The sequence below is a fragment of the Vibrio sp. AND4 genome, from assembly GCF_000171815.1.
In the GTDB taxonomy this organism is placed as follows: domain Bacteria; phylum Pseudomonadota; class Gammaproteobacteria; order Enterobacterales; family Vibrionaceae; genus Vibrio.
The window spans coordinates 154,407-169,982 of the sequence record NZ_ABGR01000001.1 but is presented as its reverse complement, the minus strand read 5'-3'; the positions used below and the strand labels follow the sequence as shown (position 1 = coordinate 169,982).

12 protein-coding genes are annotated in these 15,576 nt (G+C 43.0%); 4 read left to right on the top strand and 8 right to left on the bottom strand.

Annotated elements, in window-relative coordinates; all coding sequences use genetic code 11:
- The first annotated feature begins 204 nt into the window (after positions 1 to 204).
- Both AND4_RS00645 and AND4_RS00640 read left to right on the top strand, forming a co-directional pair.
- Positions 205 to 504, top strand: a complete 300-nt coding sequence (locus tag AND4_RS00645; RefSeq protein WP_009840931.1) for a PTS fructose transporter subunit IIB — start codon at positions 205 to 207, stop codon at positions 502 to 504.
- A 12-nt stretch (positions 505 to 516) separates the two neighbouring features.
- Positions 517 to 1,293, top strand: coding sequence for a PTS sugar transporter subunit IIA (locus tag AND4_RS00640; protein ID WP_009840930.1), 777 nt, complete (start codon positions 517 to 519; stop codon positions 1,291 to 1,293).
- A gap of 12 nt (positions 1,294 to 1,305) precedes the next feature.
- Here AND4_RS00640 and AND4_RS00635 read toward each other — a convergent pair whose 3' ends face one another.
- The gene (locus AND4_RS00635; RefSeq protein WP_009840929.1) at positions 1,306 to 2,148 is read right to left on the bottom strand and encodes an AraC family transcriptional regulator; all 843 of its coding nucleotides are present in this window, start codon (positions 2,146 to 2,148) and stop codon (positions 1,306 to 1,308) included.
- Positions 2,149 to 2,531: 383 nt separating this feature from the next.
- On the opposite strand from AND4_RS00635, the gene AND4_RS00630 reads away from it, so the two are divergent.
- Both AND4_RS00630 and manA read left to right on the top strand, forming a co-directional pair.
- Positions 2,532 to 4,439 carry a fructose-specific PTS transporter subunit EIIC gene (locus AND4_RS00630; RefSeq protein WP_009840928.1) on the top strand — a complete coding sequence of 636 codons (1,908 nt, stop codon included), beginning with the start codon at positions 2,532 to 2,534 and terminating at the stop codon, positions 4,437 to 4,439.
- Between the two features lie 75 nt (positions 4,440 to 4,514).
- Positions 4,515 to 5,747: a mannose-6-phosphate isomerase, class I gene (manA, locus tag AND4_RS00625; RefSeq protein ID WP_009840927.1), complete on the top strand. Its 1,233-nt coding sequence runs from the start codon at positions 4,515 to 4,517 to the stop codon at positions 5,745 to 5,747.
- A 132-nt stretch (positions 5,748 to 5,879) separates the two neighbouring features.
- On the opposite strand, the gene AND4_RS00620 is transcribed toward manA, so the two are convergent.
- The 7 genes from AND4_RS00620 to AND4_RS00590 form a co-directional block, all read right to left on the bottom strand.
- Positions 5,880 to 6,758 (bottom strand): NAD(P)-dependent oxidoreductase, encoded by an 879-nt coding sequence (locus AND4_RS00620; protein WP_009840926.1) that lies wholly within the window; start codon positions 6,756 to 6,758, stop codon positions 5,880 to 5,882.
- A gap of 157 nt (positions 6,759 to 6,915) precedes the next feature.
- A complete protein-coding gene (locus AND4_RS00615) occupies positions 6,916 to 9,627 on the bottom strand; it encodes an Ig-like domain-containing protein (protein WP_009840925.1) in 2,712 nt (903 codons plus the stop codon).
- A gap of 26 nt (positions 9,628 to 9,653) precedes the next feature.
- A complete protein-coding gene (locus AND4_RS00610; RefSeq protein WP_009840924.1) occupies positions 9,654 to 10,694 on the bottom strand; it encodes a hypothetical protein in 1,041 nt (346 codons plus the stop codon).
- Positions 10,695 to 11,432 (bottom strand): hypothetical protein, encoded by a 738-nt coding sequence (locus AND4_RS00605; protein WP_009840923.1) that lies wholly within the window; start codon positions 11,430 to 11,432, stop codon positions 10,695 to 10,697.
- 248 nt (positions 11,433 to 11,680) lie between these two features.
- On the bottom strand, positions 11,681 to 14,131 hold the full coding sequence (locus tag AND4_RS00600; RefSeq protein ID WP_009840922.1) for a TcfC E-set like domain-containing protein: 2,451 nt from the start codon (positions 14,129 to 14,131) through the stop codon (positions 11,681 to 11,683).
- Positions 14,128 to 14,592 carry a hypothetical protein gene (locus AND4_RS00595; RefSeq protein WP_009840921.1) on the bottom strand — a complete coding sequence of 155 codons (465 nt, stop codon included), beginning with the start codon at positions 14,590 to 14,592 and terminating at the stop codon, positions 14,128 to 14,130. Before AND4_RS00595 ends, AND4_RS00600 begins: the two co-directional genes overlap by 4 nt.
- A gap of 55 nt (positions 14,593 to 14,647) precedes the next feature.
- Entirely contained in the window at positions 14,648 to 15,220 is a 573-nt protein-coding gene (locus AND4_RS00590; protein WP_009840920.1) for a hypothetical protein, read from the bottom strand.
- Positions 15,221 to 15,576: the final 356 nt, after the last annotated feature.

The window sequence follows — 15,576 nt, the reverse complement described above, 5'->3', positions numbered from 1 at the left end:
GTTCACGCTCTTGAGTCATGAGTTATTTGTCCCGTCTATGACTGTGTGAAGAGTAACCGGGACTTTTTATTTTCAATACAGGACAAAAAGTGCATTAACTGGATTAATGTAACATGAGATTTAAACTGTGATAGAGCTCTTGCGATTATCTGCTTTCCATCCGGCCACTATGCTAAAATCCACAAAAAATGAAATGGATACAACATGAAAATCGTAGCGGTGACAGCGTGCCCTACAGGCATTGCTCATACTTATATGGCAGCGGATGCGCTAATGAAAGCCGCGCCTAAGCATAACGTACAAATTAAGGTCGAAACACAGGGCGCGATGGGTATTGAGAATCAGCTCACTCCCCACGATATTGCTCAAGCGGATCGCGTCTTAATCGTATCCGATATCGAGATTGAACAGCCTGTCCGCTTTGAAAGCACCAACAAAGTCCAAATCCCTATTGAAGATGTGTTACTCAATGTTGATAAAGTGTTCCTTGTACACTGTCGATGATACTCTTTACTGATGAACGAATACCAGATCACCTTTTTTGTCGACGATATTAATGCCAGCGCTCATGTCGCACAGCCTCTTAATCGCGCCGTCAAAAAATTCAAAAGCACCCTACACATCATCAACATAACCCAAAACCGCGTCGCTGAGCTCACCAAGTCAGTCGCGGTTTTGCAGGTCGGCTTACAGCAAGGCGACCTATGCCAAATCACGGCTATTGGTATTGATGCCGAACTGGCCTGTTTCGTTATCAAAGACATCATTGCCGAGAGCTACACCGTTGTGGGTTCTCACATCAACTACGAGTTTTCAAACCAACTAGCAACACGACTTCCTCAAATCTGCCCACCTTGTGAAATTACATGCCATTACGCCAAAGCACATACAGCGCTTACCAAATTTGAGTGCTTGAAAGGACTAGCCCAGCTTATTCATCCAATTCACCCAGACGAACTCATTCTTGCCTTTGTCAAGCGTGAAGAGCGCTCTTCGACCACAGTGACACCGGGAATTGCTCTACCCCACGTCATGTTCGAGGGTGTAGACCACATTTCTATTGCGGTGATCGCCAATGAAATCCCGATGGATTGGGCATCCCAAATGGGAGAAGTACGTCTGGCTATAGCACTAGTAATGCCAGCGAAACCCACACGCGAGCACATCATCGCGGCAACGAACTTAACTCGTAACTTACTGACTGACCAGATGGCCGAGCGTTTACTGCTAACAAAAAGCAGCGTCGACATACAAGCACTCCTGATGTACGCCATGTCTAGGCTGATTGCTTAGTTCGCTTCCGTTCTAGATTGAACCGCGATACTGCGTTGGCGTTCTGCCCGTACGGTTCTTAAATACTCGGCAAAAGTAGTTCACATCTTTGAATCCGCAACGCACAGACACCTCATTCAACTTAAAATTGTATTTCTTAAGCATAAATTTCGCGCGGTCGACTCGTACCCAACTAATGTAATCGGCTAACGTCATGTGACCTTGCTGACGGAACAAACGTGACAAATGGTTAGAAGAAATGCTGAACCTCGACGCAATGCTGTCACGTGTGATTGGACGGTGGAAGTTCTCTTGAATGTAGATACAAATGCCCTGGTAAAGATCTTGTACTCGATTGTGCGTCTGCGTCTCAATAGGTGCGTCTAGCATCGACTTGGCGTATTGCAGCAAAGCTTGCAGCAACAACTCATCCATTGGTTTCTTATTACACTCACGAGCCAATGAGCTCAGGGCTTCCAAGATATTATCAATGGCAAAGCCAGAGCGAGTTTGAATACTGTGTTTTTGGATATCATAAAAGTTCTCTTCACCTTTACGTTTGGATACGAGACTCAAACCTAATTGACGGCGACCAAACAGAATACTCAATACCGAACAGTCCGTATCCCAGTCCGGTTTATTCCAACAGTTGGGCGGAATAAATATCGCATCCCCCATCTTCGCCACAACATGCGTTACTTTGCGATCATGACTTTCCATTTCATTAATATATTCACCTGACAAAACCAACTCTAATCGAGGGAAGTTAACCTGATAGCTAAATTCAGGTGGTGTATGAAAATCCCCAGCAAACCATATATTGTGGAATGGTTCTCGCTCGCTTAATACTGGTGAAATCAAATCATGAAAAATCATTTTAACTACTCTTAAATACACAGCCATGATGCTATACCTATAGATATACACCCTACTGGATTTTTGTGCTGCCGAGCAAAGTCACACTTTCACTTTAAGGTTACAAAAATCCAGTCAATACATCAATTATCCAGTCTCAAAAATCATCAACATAGGTTTCAAACCCCTATATAATAAAGAGATTACATCTTTGCATGTATCTTTCTTCAGCTTTTAAACAATGCCACAAGTATGCAGTAACTCAATCTAGTGGGCGATCAACATCACACTCTAGATGGGCAGTTACAATCGTCCAGTAAATGCATTTTTTCTTCACTACTGTCTCTGCTTGGTTAATTTCAAAATACCCCTGAAATAAAAATTATATTTATAGGGGTTCGACTATGATCACCAAACTAATAAATGAAGACTTGATTAAGCTTGATCTCCAAGCGACTTCAAAAGAAGACGTATTTAAAGAACTGGTTGCAGTTCTCCATGCCCAAGGCCGTATTTCAAACCAAGTTCAATTTCTTGCAGATATAAAAGCACGTGAAGAACTAGATAACACCGGATTTGAGAACGGCGTTGCTATCCCACATGCGAAAAGTGCAGCGGTCATTGAGCCAGCGGTTGTGATCGGCGTAAGCAAATCAGGGATCGAATACGGCGCTGAAGACGGGTTACCTTCAAAACTGTTCTTCATGATCGCTTCTCCTGACGGTGGTGATAACCACCACATCGAAGTACTTGCAGAGCTGTCTTCAAAACTGATTGAAGATGGCTTCATTGATGCGTTCTTGAGCGCTGCAAACGGCCAAGATGCACTCGCACTCCTGCTCGCTAAAGAAGAACTGCAATCGATGACGGATGCCCCAGCTAATAAAGGTTTCATCATTGGTGTTACTGGTTGTCCTGCTGGCGTTGCGCACACTTACCTAGCGGCAGAAGCACTAGAAAAAGGTGCGGCGGCGATGGGTTACGAAATCAAGGTCGAAACGAACGGTTCAATCGGTGTAAAAAACAGCCCAACCGCAGAAGAAATCGAACGCGCAGACGCAATCATTGTGGCGTGTGACAAACAAGTCGACATGAACCGCTTTTCGGGCAAACGCGTGGTTAAAACCAACGTAAAAGCCCCTATTCGCGATGCTCAAAATCTGATTAACGAAGCGTTAAGCGCGCCAGCATACCAAGTAAGAACAAGCAGCAATGCACAAGCGTCTGTTGCAAGTAAAGCCTCTCAGGCTCGCTCTGATCTATACCGCTACTTGATGAACGGCGTATCACACATGATCCCATTTGTCGTAACGGGTGGTCTGTTGATTGCCCTTGCTCTTGCAGTTGGCGGGCAGCCAAGTGAAGCCGGTATGGCAATTCCTGAAGGCAGCATGTGGAACCAAATCCTCAACGTGGGTGTGGTTGCCTTCACGCTGATGATCCCAATCCTAGCCGGTTACATTGCCTACGCGATTGCTGACCGTCCAGCTCTAGCTCCTGGCTTAATCGGTGGTTGGATTGCAAACAACGGATCTTTCTACGGCGCAGAAGCAGGTACGGGCTTTATAGGAGCTATCATCGCAGGCCTGCTTGTGGGTTACTTCGTGAAGTGGATTACGTCGATTAACTTCCACAAATTCATCCAACCTTTGGTGCCAATCATGATTGCGCCAATCACAGGTTCGTTATTCATCGCTGGTCTTTTCATCTTCGTTATCGGCGCGCCAATCGCAAGCCTAATGGACGGTCTGACTGCGCTACTCACCAGCTTGAGCACAGGTAACGTGGTTCTATTGGGTATCGTACTTGGTGGTATGGCTGGCTTCGATATGGGTGGTCCATTCAACAAGGTCGCATTCCTATTCTCTGTGGGCATGATTGCGAGCGGTCAAACTCAATTCATGGGTGCGATGGCATGTGCAATTCCAGTTGCCCCTCTAGGTATGGCACTGGCAACGGCACTGGGTCGTAAGTTCGACCTGTTCGAAGAATCAGAAACCGAAGCGGGTAAAGCAGCAGGCGCAATGGGTCTGGTTGGTATCTCTGAAGGCGCGATTCCGTTCGCAGCGCAAGATCCAATGTCAGTGATTCCAGCAAACGTATTTGGCTCAATGGTGGCGGCAGTCATGGCGTTCTCATTCGGCATCACCAACAGTGTTGCTCACGGCGGTCCAGTTGTCGCTCTACTTGGCGCGATGAACCACCCAATACTTGCTGTGATTTGTATGGCAACTGGCGCAGTGGTTACCGCAGTAACGTGTGTCACTCTGAAAAAAGTGCGCAAAGCAAAAATGGTGCAAGCAGCCGCTTAATCCCCCTACCCCAAATGGCTCCTATGGCTTGGGCAATGTCGCCCAAGCCATGATTTTCTCTCATGGTGACACTCTATGTCTGATTTAACGATGTCCGATACGCAAACGATTCAAACTCAAGCTAAGCATCCGATGTTTTTCCTGATGAACAACGTGATTCAAAACTACGCTTGGGGCAGTACTACTTCTGTTAACCAACTGTTTGGCATTGAAAACCCAGCGGGCGAACCACAAGCAGAAGTATGGATGGGTGCGCATCCAAACGGTTGCTCATTGGTGATGGTAAACGGTAAAGCAACAAAACTCTCTTCACTGATTGCTCAAGATATGAGTGCCTTTCTAGGTGAAGAAGTCACCAACCGTTTTGGTGAGCTTCCATACCTGTTTAAAGTGCTTGCCGCTGAGAAAGCGCTGTCGATTCAGGTTCACCCAAACAAACAACAAGCAGAGCTAGGCTTTGCACTGGAAGAAAAACAAGGCATTCCCCTTACTGCTGCAAACCGTAACTACAAAGATCCAAACCACAAACCTGAGTTGGTTTACGCGCTAACCGAATACCAGGCGATGAATGGCTTCCGCCCATCCAGTGAAATCATCAGCTTCTTCTCTGAGCTGGCGATTCCTGAGCTGCAAGGCTTGGTGGATGACCTTATCGCAAACCAAACGCCAACGGGCTTGGCGAGCTTCTTCTCGGGTCTACTGTCACTAGAGGGCGAACAGAAAGAGATGGCGTTGACGGTGCTATTGGCTCAAGCTCGCATCACCGACCTACCCCTATTCAACCTCATTCTTGAGCTAGAGAAGCAATACCCTGGCGATATTGGTTTGTTTGCGCCACTGATGCTGAATATGATTACCCTACAACCGGGCGATGCCATGTTCTTAGATGCAGAAACGCCACACGCTTACTTGAAAGGGACAGGTCTTGAGATCATGGCGAACTCAGACAACGTACTGCGCGCAGGTCTGACACCAAAATACATGGACGTGAAAGAGCTTGTTGCATGCACACGTTTCAACGAGAAGCCGTTCGACAGCCTATTGCTTGCACCGAATGAAATCGACGATATGTTGGAGTACCCAATTCCTGTAGACGATTTCAAATTCGCCATCGTTAAGCAAGCTAACCAGCGTATTCTCGAAGTTCAAACCGCCGAGATTCTTATGCCTCTGGATACCAAGCTTGTGCTAACTCACGCTAACGGCGAAACATGCGTAGTTGAAAAAGGACAATCAGTTTTCATCCCAGCTTACGCAAAACAGATAACGTTGGATTGTGAAGGTCGTGTTGCGCGGGCTTACAGCTAATAGCTATTGGTCAAACGTCATCGGCAAGCGTTAATTGCCAATCATTAATCGAAAATACTCATTGCAAAGAATTATTTACAGGGTCAACAATGCCGCTCACTTTAAGTGAACGGCATAAGGGCTCTAAATCAACTATTGATTTTTAGCGACCGCTTTGATCAGTACTGATGTATCCATACGACCTAAACCATCGCGCTGAAGCGCCGCGTATTGCTTATCGACTCTCTTAGTGAGTGGAAGATCTAAACCCACTCGCTCAGCCTCTTGTAGACAGAAGCCTAGATCTTTACGCATCCAATCGATTGCGAAGCCAAAATCGAATTTGCCTTCTGCCATGGTATTTGCACGGTTCTCCATCTGCCATGAGCCCGCCGCACCATGTTTCAGTGTTTCAACTACTTGAGCAATGTCCAAACCTGATTTTTGTGCCAATAACAAAGCTTCACTCAAACCTTGCAGAACACCACCAATACAGATTTGGTTTACCATTTTACAACGTTGACCTTGACCATTTTCACCGAGAAGCGTCACTTGTTTCGCATAGACGCCCATTACTGGTGAAACGCGTTCGAAGATAGTCTGCTCTCCACCACACATGATGGTTAGCACACCATTTTCTGCTCCAGCTTGACCACCGGAAACTGGCGCGTCAATAAAGTGGTTACCGTATTTATCACACGCTTTGGTCAGTTCAACCGCCAGATCCGCAGAAGTCGTCGTGTGATCCACCAACACTGCGTCTGCTTTTAGACCAGCAAGAATGCCTTCATCACCATACACAACGCTGCGTACGTCATCATCGTTGCCTACACAAACAAACACAATATCGCAATTTTCCGAGGCCTCACGAGGCGTATCACATGCCTTACCTTGGTACTCTTTCACCCATTTGTCGGCTTTTGCACTTGTGCGATTGTATACTTTAGTATCAAAGCCCGCTCGACTTAAGTAACCTGCCATAGGGTAGCCCATCACACCCAGACCAATAAACGCTACTTTTAGTTTTGCCACTGCCAGCCTCCCATTCTTCCAATATCATTTATGTTTTGAAATATGTTACTAGAGAACATTAGGCATTAGTACCCACAATAAATCACTCTTTGTAATAATGAACAGCTAACATAGACTAGGGCTCAACAGCTTGAGCCCTAGTTGGATAACCGTAAATCTAGGGACGTTTTATGCTTTTGTCCCTAAGAATCGGAATACCAAATCTATTTGAAATCGTTCCCACTACCGCTGGTAAACCTTTGACGTTGTCGCTTATATCGAACGACTGACATTTGCTACCAAGGTCAAATTCTAGGTCAATATATTCACCCACTTCATCTATTGTATACGTTATGAAACCGGGACAATTTTGTTGTATTCTACCAATTCGCAGTGACTGTTTTGATTTAAGTTCGTATGTTTTGCCAAGCCCGTTATCGTTTAGCGAGCTCAGTTTAAACTCTGGATCAAACCAAACAATGTTATAGAAAACACGCAGAGGCGGATCTGTACTAACATCCATTTCACTCTTTTGCGCTTCAAAGCGGAGAGTAACGTGCGTTTCATCTTGCGCTACCACATTCCAATGACGCTCAGCTGGTGTTACGTTAAGCGTAGAGATCTCGGTGCCACCATTACCTTTTTTACTCAGCGTCAGCGTTCTAGAAGCTACGTTTTCTGCTGTAACAGTCATCTGTATTCTGCCGTCAGGTCCTGTCGGGCTGCCTTTCTTTGGCTTAATATCATCACCGGCATCACTTGATGTTAAAATCACCCAGAGGGAAGAAACAGGGTTGTTGTTTTCATCAACAACTTTAATATTAACTTCGTTAGGTGTACTGCCTGATGGATACATCTTTGGCACTTCCATCTCTCCGACAGCTGTCTCTTGGTCACCGATAAAAGTCACTGGTTGGCTTGTCAACGTGGAGTCTTTATCTTCATCATCAACCACCACAAATTTATATGTGCCGGTGCTGATTGATGAAAGCGACACCTCTTGTACATGATCCGATATCTTATTTTTTTCTACTTCTACTTCATTGTTTGTTAGATCACTTGCATCGGCAGCTTTGATAGTAAACTCGCCATCCTTCTTCGGCATTGTAACCCTACCCACAACTTGCTTTTCACCGTTTGCAACGACATTACGAGTTGTCAATTGGAGATACATATAAGGGTTTAGCGTGCAAGCTACATAATATGATTGCCTTTTATTGTATGGCTCGACCGTCCCATCAACTAGGTTATAACCCTCAACGGAGTCACCACTCTGCACCAGGTAAGGCTGCTGCTTAGGCCACTTTTTTAATTCCTTATCTTTGCTATCAAAAAGCGTCTGCATTTCATAGATTGAAGGCAAGCTGCCCAGGGTATCGCAATAGGTTTTTGCTGTCGACTCATCGTAGCCTGCAACGGTATTTTTAGCGTTGTCATCCCAAACAGCAAATACGTTGAAGCCCTCAGAGGAGGCTGATGTATAAGTAATTGGAGCGATAAATGCGTAGTCTGGATCTTTAATATCAATATCAGTCCAGGCCCTTTCGGTGTCTTTAGCCATTACCTTTATTCTGATAAGGCCAGGAGCATATCCACCATAGTGATCAGCGATAATGTAACTGACTATGTGTTCCCCAACATCAGAAGCGGAAAATTGAAAGGCTTTGTTAGTTACCGAGTCTGGATCGGTGAGAGTGACTTCGGCAGTAAAACTTTGTACGCTGATAAGTTGCCATTCTTGCCCATCGGGATCCTTGATGTCTAATCCAGATAAATTAGAAAGATCAATGGTTTCTTCGTCGTTCATATAGATTGGGTCAATGGCATTCTGTGAGAACCATTTTCCATTGATGTTTTTGACTGTTCTTTTTCTGTCACCATTGCTGCCTTCATTAACGTTACCTATATGTTCGTACTCGTTATAAAGCTTTACATTAGCCAAACAATCCCTTCGAGCAGTAAAAGTACGCCCATCATATTCCGCCCCTATTGGCAGACGTATATGATTGATATAATTATGGTCTTCCTCTATAAAAAGTATATCTTGATAAGTATCAATAACTTGGTTTGCAAACCCAGTTGGACCTAACGTAGAACCATTATCAATACCAAAGTCAATTGGTGTCCCTATTTTATCGAATGAATCAGGGTAAAAGCTATAGTCATAGCTCCGCGGTTCAATCTCAGGAGCCTGATTAATTACCTCGGACACCGTGACGTAAATAACCCCCATTACACTTTGCTGTGAATTGGCAGAATCTTTCAGTACATAAACAATACGATTCCAACCCGATAAGGTTGGTGGCTTGAAGGTAATTGTGTTGTCTGCCCCTGTTGCTTTTCCTAGGTTGGACTCTTGGCCTTGTACTTCAATATTATCTTTGTCGAGAGAATAAGAGTTTTCCCAATTCGCGCCTAATAGAACCTCTAAGTCAAAATCGACAGGACCAGAGTCTAGAGTAATTGCATCTGACAAAGGTGGCAGAGTCGGTTCTTCAGCTTCAGTTGATAAAACATTTAGCGTCCCAACAGCTCTTAAGCCGTTTGATTGCGCCACGGTATATTTAAAATCACAAAATGTACTATTTGCAATATCAACATTGACACCTAAACCACTGATACTCGGCGTCCCGCACTCAGTATGTTTACCATCATTGTTGATAGAAGTAATGCGAACATTATCACCACGAATAAACGGTGTTAAGTCGACGAAGGTACTTTTATTAGGCTCCACGGTACTAAAACCGTCCATAACGATCATCGACGAGTCAGGTGATGGCGGTCTAGCAGGAGGGGCTGCATTATCTTTTGTGTCACCACCGCAGCCAACCATGAGCACTGCACATGCTAAAATACCAATACGGAAAACCGACATTGAAGAGTACATCATAACCTCTCTCATAAAAGTAAAGCTCACTAAATACGGGCTTCAAAAAACAATATAAAGGATCCTGTGTAAGTTCCGCCCTTAAACTCTGACTCGGAAATGTTATCAAAGTCGACTTTAAATTGAGCAGTCGCCTCTGTTTTATCCGTAGCATCTATGATTAATCTATCGCTGGTGTCGATCATAGGTTTTCCATCGACGATCACTCGTTTGTCCCTATCACAGCCTCTTGTACAGGTCACATTGTATTTAATTTTTTTGTTTGTCGTGCTTGATTTCAAACTGAAAACCCCACCTTTCGGAGGATATAGACCAACCCAGATACCATCAGTGAAATACCCTGTCGCCTTTACGGTATAAGTTGTTTCAGCTTTAACGAGTAGCGGGAAGTCATACTCTACTTTCATATTGTCATCCCCAGATACACTGATGCTATTAAGGAAGCTAGGGTTATAGTCAATATATACTCGCAAAGAAAAAACCAAGGTATAGCGAATACGTGTACCGTTTCTCACATAATCATATTGCGCTGATACTGGTAAAACACCAACATACCTACCCTTAGTTGCACCCGCATTTTTAAATGATGTCACCCATTCAGACTTGTTAATTTTAGACAGGTAGGGACGATAGTGTGTAATTGGACTTACTTGAGATTTAAGAGTAATGCGCTTTTCACCTGCTCCGGTGCCAATTACCGTCACTTCATTTCCTGACACAGTGGCTGTCGCTTCCCCCAACACATCGTCAGAAACGGTACCGACGCTTGATAATCGGTAAATGATTCCTTGCACATCAATTGGTAAGTTTACTTGTTTCCCACCATGAGACACCTTTATTGTTTGACGGCCAACTTTTGTCACCCCTCCTGGAATAACCTTATCTGCAACAGGCAAATGTACAGGAATGTCCCAATAACTCGGTGCTTGACCATCTGCGACTGAATCTAAAGATAGCCAATAGAGATCTTGCCCTGTTGCTTTTGCCGAAAACTCAGAAGCTGAAGTAGCACGGCAAATAAAAATAGCGGTCAGCACAAAAGGCAAGAGATAGCGACAACGAGGCATCATTTAATGCCTCTCACTTTCAACCACCTGCTCAGGCTTCAATGTAAGTGCTGTCTTATAAGTGTATTTATGTGTACTTAAGTTAACATTAATCTTTTTTGCACTTTTCATTTTATCTGATAATTGAATAGGCAAATTACGTCCTGATAGTACGTAAGAAACGCTAGTACATGACTCACGTTCATCCTCTAAAGTGTCATCTGCACAAGTATCCAAAACAGCACGCAAGTATGTCCCACCATTATTCTTTATACGTACACCACCGTTTTGGTACTGTATTCGATAGTTTAGAGGCTTATCTTCCTCAGCCGGCACTATCACTACAGGGGCAAAGCCCATAGCAATGCTTACAGAGTGAGAAACTGGCTCTCCCTCAGCAAAGTAAGGAGTCGGAATGATAGAAAGCTGGTAAGCATGATCTTGTTTCGACAAGCTACCTTTAGACGCCACATGTTCGACAGTAAAAAGCTTAGACAAACTTGGCTCAATGACGGCCCTTGCTGGACGTACTAGCAAACTCCACTTGTCAATATTCTCCCGAGAATAAGGTACTTTAACAACCTCTCCATCTTTTACGTGAAGCTCCGAAATACCCACTTTTATAAATTCTCGGTATGATGAGTTACTCGACACCTTAAATTCTGTCTTTCCCTTCTCTGTAAAATTCAACATGCTATCGATTCCAATCGCACTACAGAAAAAAGGCAACAAACCACCAATTAATATAATTAATTCTCTCATAATATTCTCGAAGTCAATGATTCTGAAAAACAAACCCTCATGAAAACACAGGCGTTACTGCACTTTATTTTCACTGAAGAATAGCTCGATTTACGCTTCTCCAGTAAAGTTTCACTTGCTGCTTTCCGTTTTAATACATAGCGCCGTTATAAAGCTAATTACAGCCTCAACTAAGTAACGAACACACTAAAACCTTTTACACATTCCGACATCCTTATAGCTTTACCTGAGAGCCACAAGAATATTGACTAATTATTCCCCGTGTAATCTTTACAGGAGGCTTTAATAAATTTATCACCGATTTGCTTTGGGTTAAAATTACAGTTTAGATTACCCGACATTAAATGAAACGATAAGTTTGGTCGATAATTAACGCGAAACACACCATCATCAGACAATAGTTCTACATTTTTACATCCTTGACCAAAACACTGCACCATTTTAATTGCGTCTCCTTGAGCGTCACTCAGAACAAAGATTTGTGAGTTAAGTGGCACTATCTGGCTCTCTAATCGATGATAGGTACCTGGCATCACAAACAATTCGCTCTTTTTAGTGCTGGCCTCAATATTTTTAGAATCCGTGTCGAGTGCAAATGTTGTGTTAGTGTATATTGGCAGGTTGATCAATTTTTCTTGTCCTATGGATAGCGTATCACTGTACCAAGGGCTGCCATTTCTCAAAGCACTGTAGTTTATTTCTGCGTCTGGTGATTCCATATTCTCATCCTGCCAACTCGGTGCCAACTCGATAAAAGCTTGACCTTTTTGCGATGTAAACTTGACGCCAGACTTAGAAACCACTTGCGTACCTGACATACTGCCTGATAAATAATTATTACCATGGGAATCGATGCTACCATATGCGTCATAGTTGAGTGTCGTGTCTTCCCCTACCACGGATACCGAGGCGTTTAAATCATCTTCAGAATGATCATTGTTCCGAACTTCCAAGCGTGGGGTAGCACGCCAATTTTGACTATCGTAGGTATAACTGGTATCCGCATACGTCTGTGTATCCTCACTGCCGTTAAAGTCCACGCCAATACGGGTTTGGATATTACTCCCAAATCTGCGATTCCAAGAGATACCTGTTGAATAACGATCAAAATCTCCTTCATTCGAGCTAAATGATGCATTGACGCTTAGATCGCCTCCCAAAAAAGGGCGTGACAAAATGAGGCTAACATTATCGCTTGAAGTTTGTCCCAGAAAAAAATGTTCCGTTTTATTACGATAGTAGTAGAGATACGCTTGGTTATTCGCCCATGCCCCCGAAACACTCGCACTATACTCTTTAAAGCTATTATTTCCGTACAGTATTCGAGCGATATCTTTAGGGCCATCAGAGCTTTCACTATCGAGTTGACGAATACTAAAACTGAATGGATTTAAACTTAGCAGACCAGACTGATAGACATCGCCTGTTGAGAAATAGTCCGCCGTGTATTGCAATTGGATACGTTCACTTACGGCTAACTTTGTTCCAACATTCCATTGCATCGTCTCGCCATTACTAAGCACCCCAGAACCTAAAAGCAATGTTTCCGACACACGGTAGGTTCCAAGAACTCGCGCATAATCTCGATGTATTTTTCCCACAGCAAGTCTATCCAAATCGCTACTATCATCGCTTGGCTTGTCAAAACGGCCAATATCTAAACGATAATCCCAACCTCCAACAGGCAGATCAAAGGTAGAAAGGTTCACGACTTTTCGCTGCTCTTCATATGCAACATCATTACCTTGCATCAAACGCAAGGTGATTAAATAATTTCCCTGTGGCAGTTCATCATAGCGAATAGACTGCTCTCCTGGGTTGACGACTTTGGTAAATAACAACCTTTCGCCTTTATACACTTCCAGTCGCCCCCCCTGTGGAGCAAAGAAGGTTAAACGCTGTAATGAGGCCTCTCCTCCCTTCACCAAATTAGATGATCGAGCAAATGTGGCACTAAAGCCTGAGAGATCCGCATCATTAACCAAAAAGTCAGTACTATTTAAGTCAAAAAGATCTGAGTCCTGATAACCTACTAGGAAACGTTTTTCTGCTTTCTCGAAGCTGTATATCGAATGATAAAGATCGAAGGAACTCTCTCCGTTAATGCTTTGATATTGGGAGTCAATCGAAGCATATCCTACTGGCAGGCCAATCTGCGTATCATTTCGCCAAGAAAAGCTACCCGTGCCCTGATTAGAATACGCGTAAAGGCTTGACCAGTTAACTAATGCCGTTTCTGAATGCATAGGCTCATAGTATTCTCGCTCTTCATATACACGGTTAAACATTTCAGATGACACAAAGATACGAAGCCGCTTAGCCTCATAATCAAAAATAAACTCAGCTTGTCCCGGAACATCATCAGGCATACAACTGCTAAGTTCACTACCACAATTTGGATTGGCATTGATCCCAGCTTCCAGATGCTCAATAATTTCTGCAACTACTTTTTCTGATAAATTCTGGCTCAGTAGGAATTTTTTCAAAGGTGCAACTGAAGAAGCGCTTTGAGGTAGTTGGAAGGTATCATAGCTGATATTTGCCAAAAGCGACTCATGCTCGGCCAAGCCCTGAACTGAAACATCGATGAGTTCTAAACGAGGTTCGAAAAAATCGGCAAATTCAGCCGGATATTGAGCTGCAAAAACAAACGATGAAAGCCAAAATATCGCAGTACAAAAAATAAATCTCATACTCATATAACTACATTTTCAACTTGGACTCTTAACGTGCCAAAACATTTTTTCGTAGCCACTTTACTTTGCTCAAGACGAGCAAAAGTTAGCGTCATTTGATATTTGTCAGATGAACCAGAAAACTGCAGACCATCTTCCGGCCACTCAGATCCATTCAGGGTAACATCGACGTTGTAATCTTGCCCATCACAAGTATGGGTTGACTCTATCAAGCTAAGGCGGTAGCCAACGTCTTTGCCACTTGTAGATACAATATCAAATGGAATATTCAAAGATTTAAACGCCTTCTTTTGAGAGGAATACAAGGTCGTAAAAATCTGTTGGTCAGCATGAATTTCGATTAGATCTGTTTGACTGCCCTCAATAACAACATATGGGCGAAAATAATGATCGATGCTAGCGCAAAAAACCAAATCACTAGCAAGAGCGAAAGCCAAACCTACCCCTATATAGAGTAATTTCATCCTAAACCTCTTAAATTCACAGAGGGCATATCCCTCTGTGAATGCTTGATTTAGATTATATAGTGTCTGTTGATATCGCAACCATGGCCATGACTGTAATATTGTCATTGGCGTTAGCTTGTGTAAAGGAAGAACCAGGAGCGCCTGACTTTGTGACCTTCACATCAGCGACTTGATTTGCTGTGAATTCTTGGGGAGTAAGTTTTGATAGTGTTTGACTATCCGCCTGAATAGCAAAATAATCAACAGAACTGTCTGGACTACCGTCAATGAGCACTTTCAAGTCATTCAATGCTAGTTTATAGCTGATTCCTTCTATATCTGTTGTCGGCTCAAAGGTACCGACATTGCCAACGTCTTTTACGACTTTAAATGAAAAAGCACTCGAACTTTTTAAAGATATCTCCCCATTTTTATTTTCAAACTGCAATCTACCATTATCTTTTACAGTAAGTTCATTATCACCGTCTGGTGTCACTATCCAGTAACCAGTTTCTATCTTATCTGCAATAGGTACAATACCAGACCATTGAAAAGTTACAGCACCAACATCTTTAGCGAGGGCTTGAGCCGAATTAATGACACCAATAGATGCAACCATACTCATCAAAGCTAATGTTTTTTTCATTTTATATTAATTCCAATTTGATAGACAATCTTTCAATAATTTTTATTAATGGATAGCGTCATTCATTATTATGAATTTGAAATCAAACTAATGCTAAAAAAGCAAATCTATCCAATTGGGTGAAATGTAATGCATAGCTAATAAAAGGGTCAAGATTTTTTCTAGCTGACCAACTAATTTGAGAATTTTCTTACTTTTTATTATTCATCGTTAGGCACATATATACTTAAGTGATAACCACTGAATGGCCAGTATGGATAGAAAAAACAAATAATAACAATAATTTAAATTAAATTTTTAATTTTAAAATCAGACAGATAGAACAAAGGTCCAACCTGATAGTTAGACCTTTCTTA

Excerpts from the sequence above, each read along its gene's own strand:
- AND4_RS00645 (WP_009840931.1), top strand. The coding sequence starts at position 205 with ATGAAAATCGTAGCGGTGACAGCGTGCCCTACAGGCATTGCTCATACT.
- AND4_RS00640 (WP_009840930.1), top strand. The coding sequence starts at position 517 with ATGAACGAATACCAGATCACCTTTTTTGTCGACGATATTAATGCCAGC.
- AND4_RS00635 (WP_009840929.1), bottom strand. The coding sequence starts at position 2,148 with ATGATTTTTCATGATTTGATTTCACCAGTATTAAGCGAGCGAGAACCA.
- AND4_RS00630 (WP_009840928.1), top strand. The coding sequence starts at position 2,532 with ATGATCACCAAACTAATAAATGAAGACTTGATTAAGCTTGATCTCCAA.
- manA (WP_009840927.1), top strand. The coding sequence starts at position 4,515 with ATGTCTGATTTAACGATGTCCGATACGCAAACGATTCAAACTCAAGCT.
- AND4_RS00615 (WP_009840925.1), bottom strand. The coding sequence starts at position 9,627 with ATGATGTACTCTTCAATGTCGGTTTTCCGTATTGGTATTTTAGCATGT.
- AND4_RS00610 (WP_009840924.1), bottom strand. The coding sequence starts at position 10,694 with ATGATGCCTCGTTGTCGCTATCTCTTGCCTTTTGTGCTGACCGCTATT.
- AND4_RS00605 (WP_009840923.1), bottom strand. The coding sequence starts at position 11,432 with ATGAGAGAATTAATTATATTAATTGGTGGTTTGTTGCCTTTTTTCTGT.
- AND4_RS00600 (WP_009840922.1), bottom strand. The coding sequence starts at position 14,131 with ATGAGTATGAGATTTATTTTTTGTACTGCGATATTTTGGCTTTCATCG.
- AND4_RS00595 (WP_009840921.1), bottom strand. The coding sequence starts at position 14,592 with ATGAAATTACTCTATATAGGGGTAGGTTTGGCTTTCGCTCTTGCTAGT.
- AND4_RS00590 (WP_009840920.1), bottom strand. The coding sequence starts at position 15,220 with ATGAAAAAAACATTAGCTTTGATGAGTATGGTTGCATCTATTGGTGTC.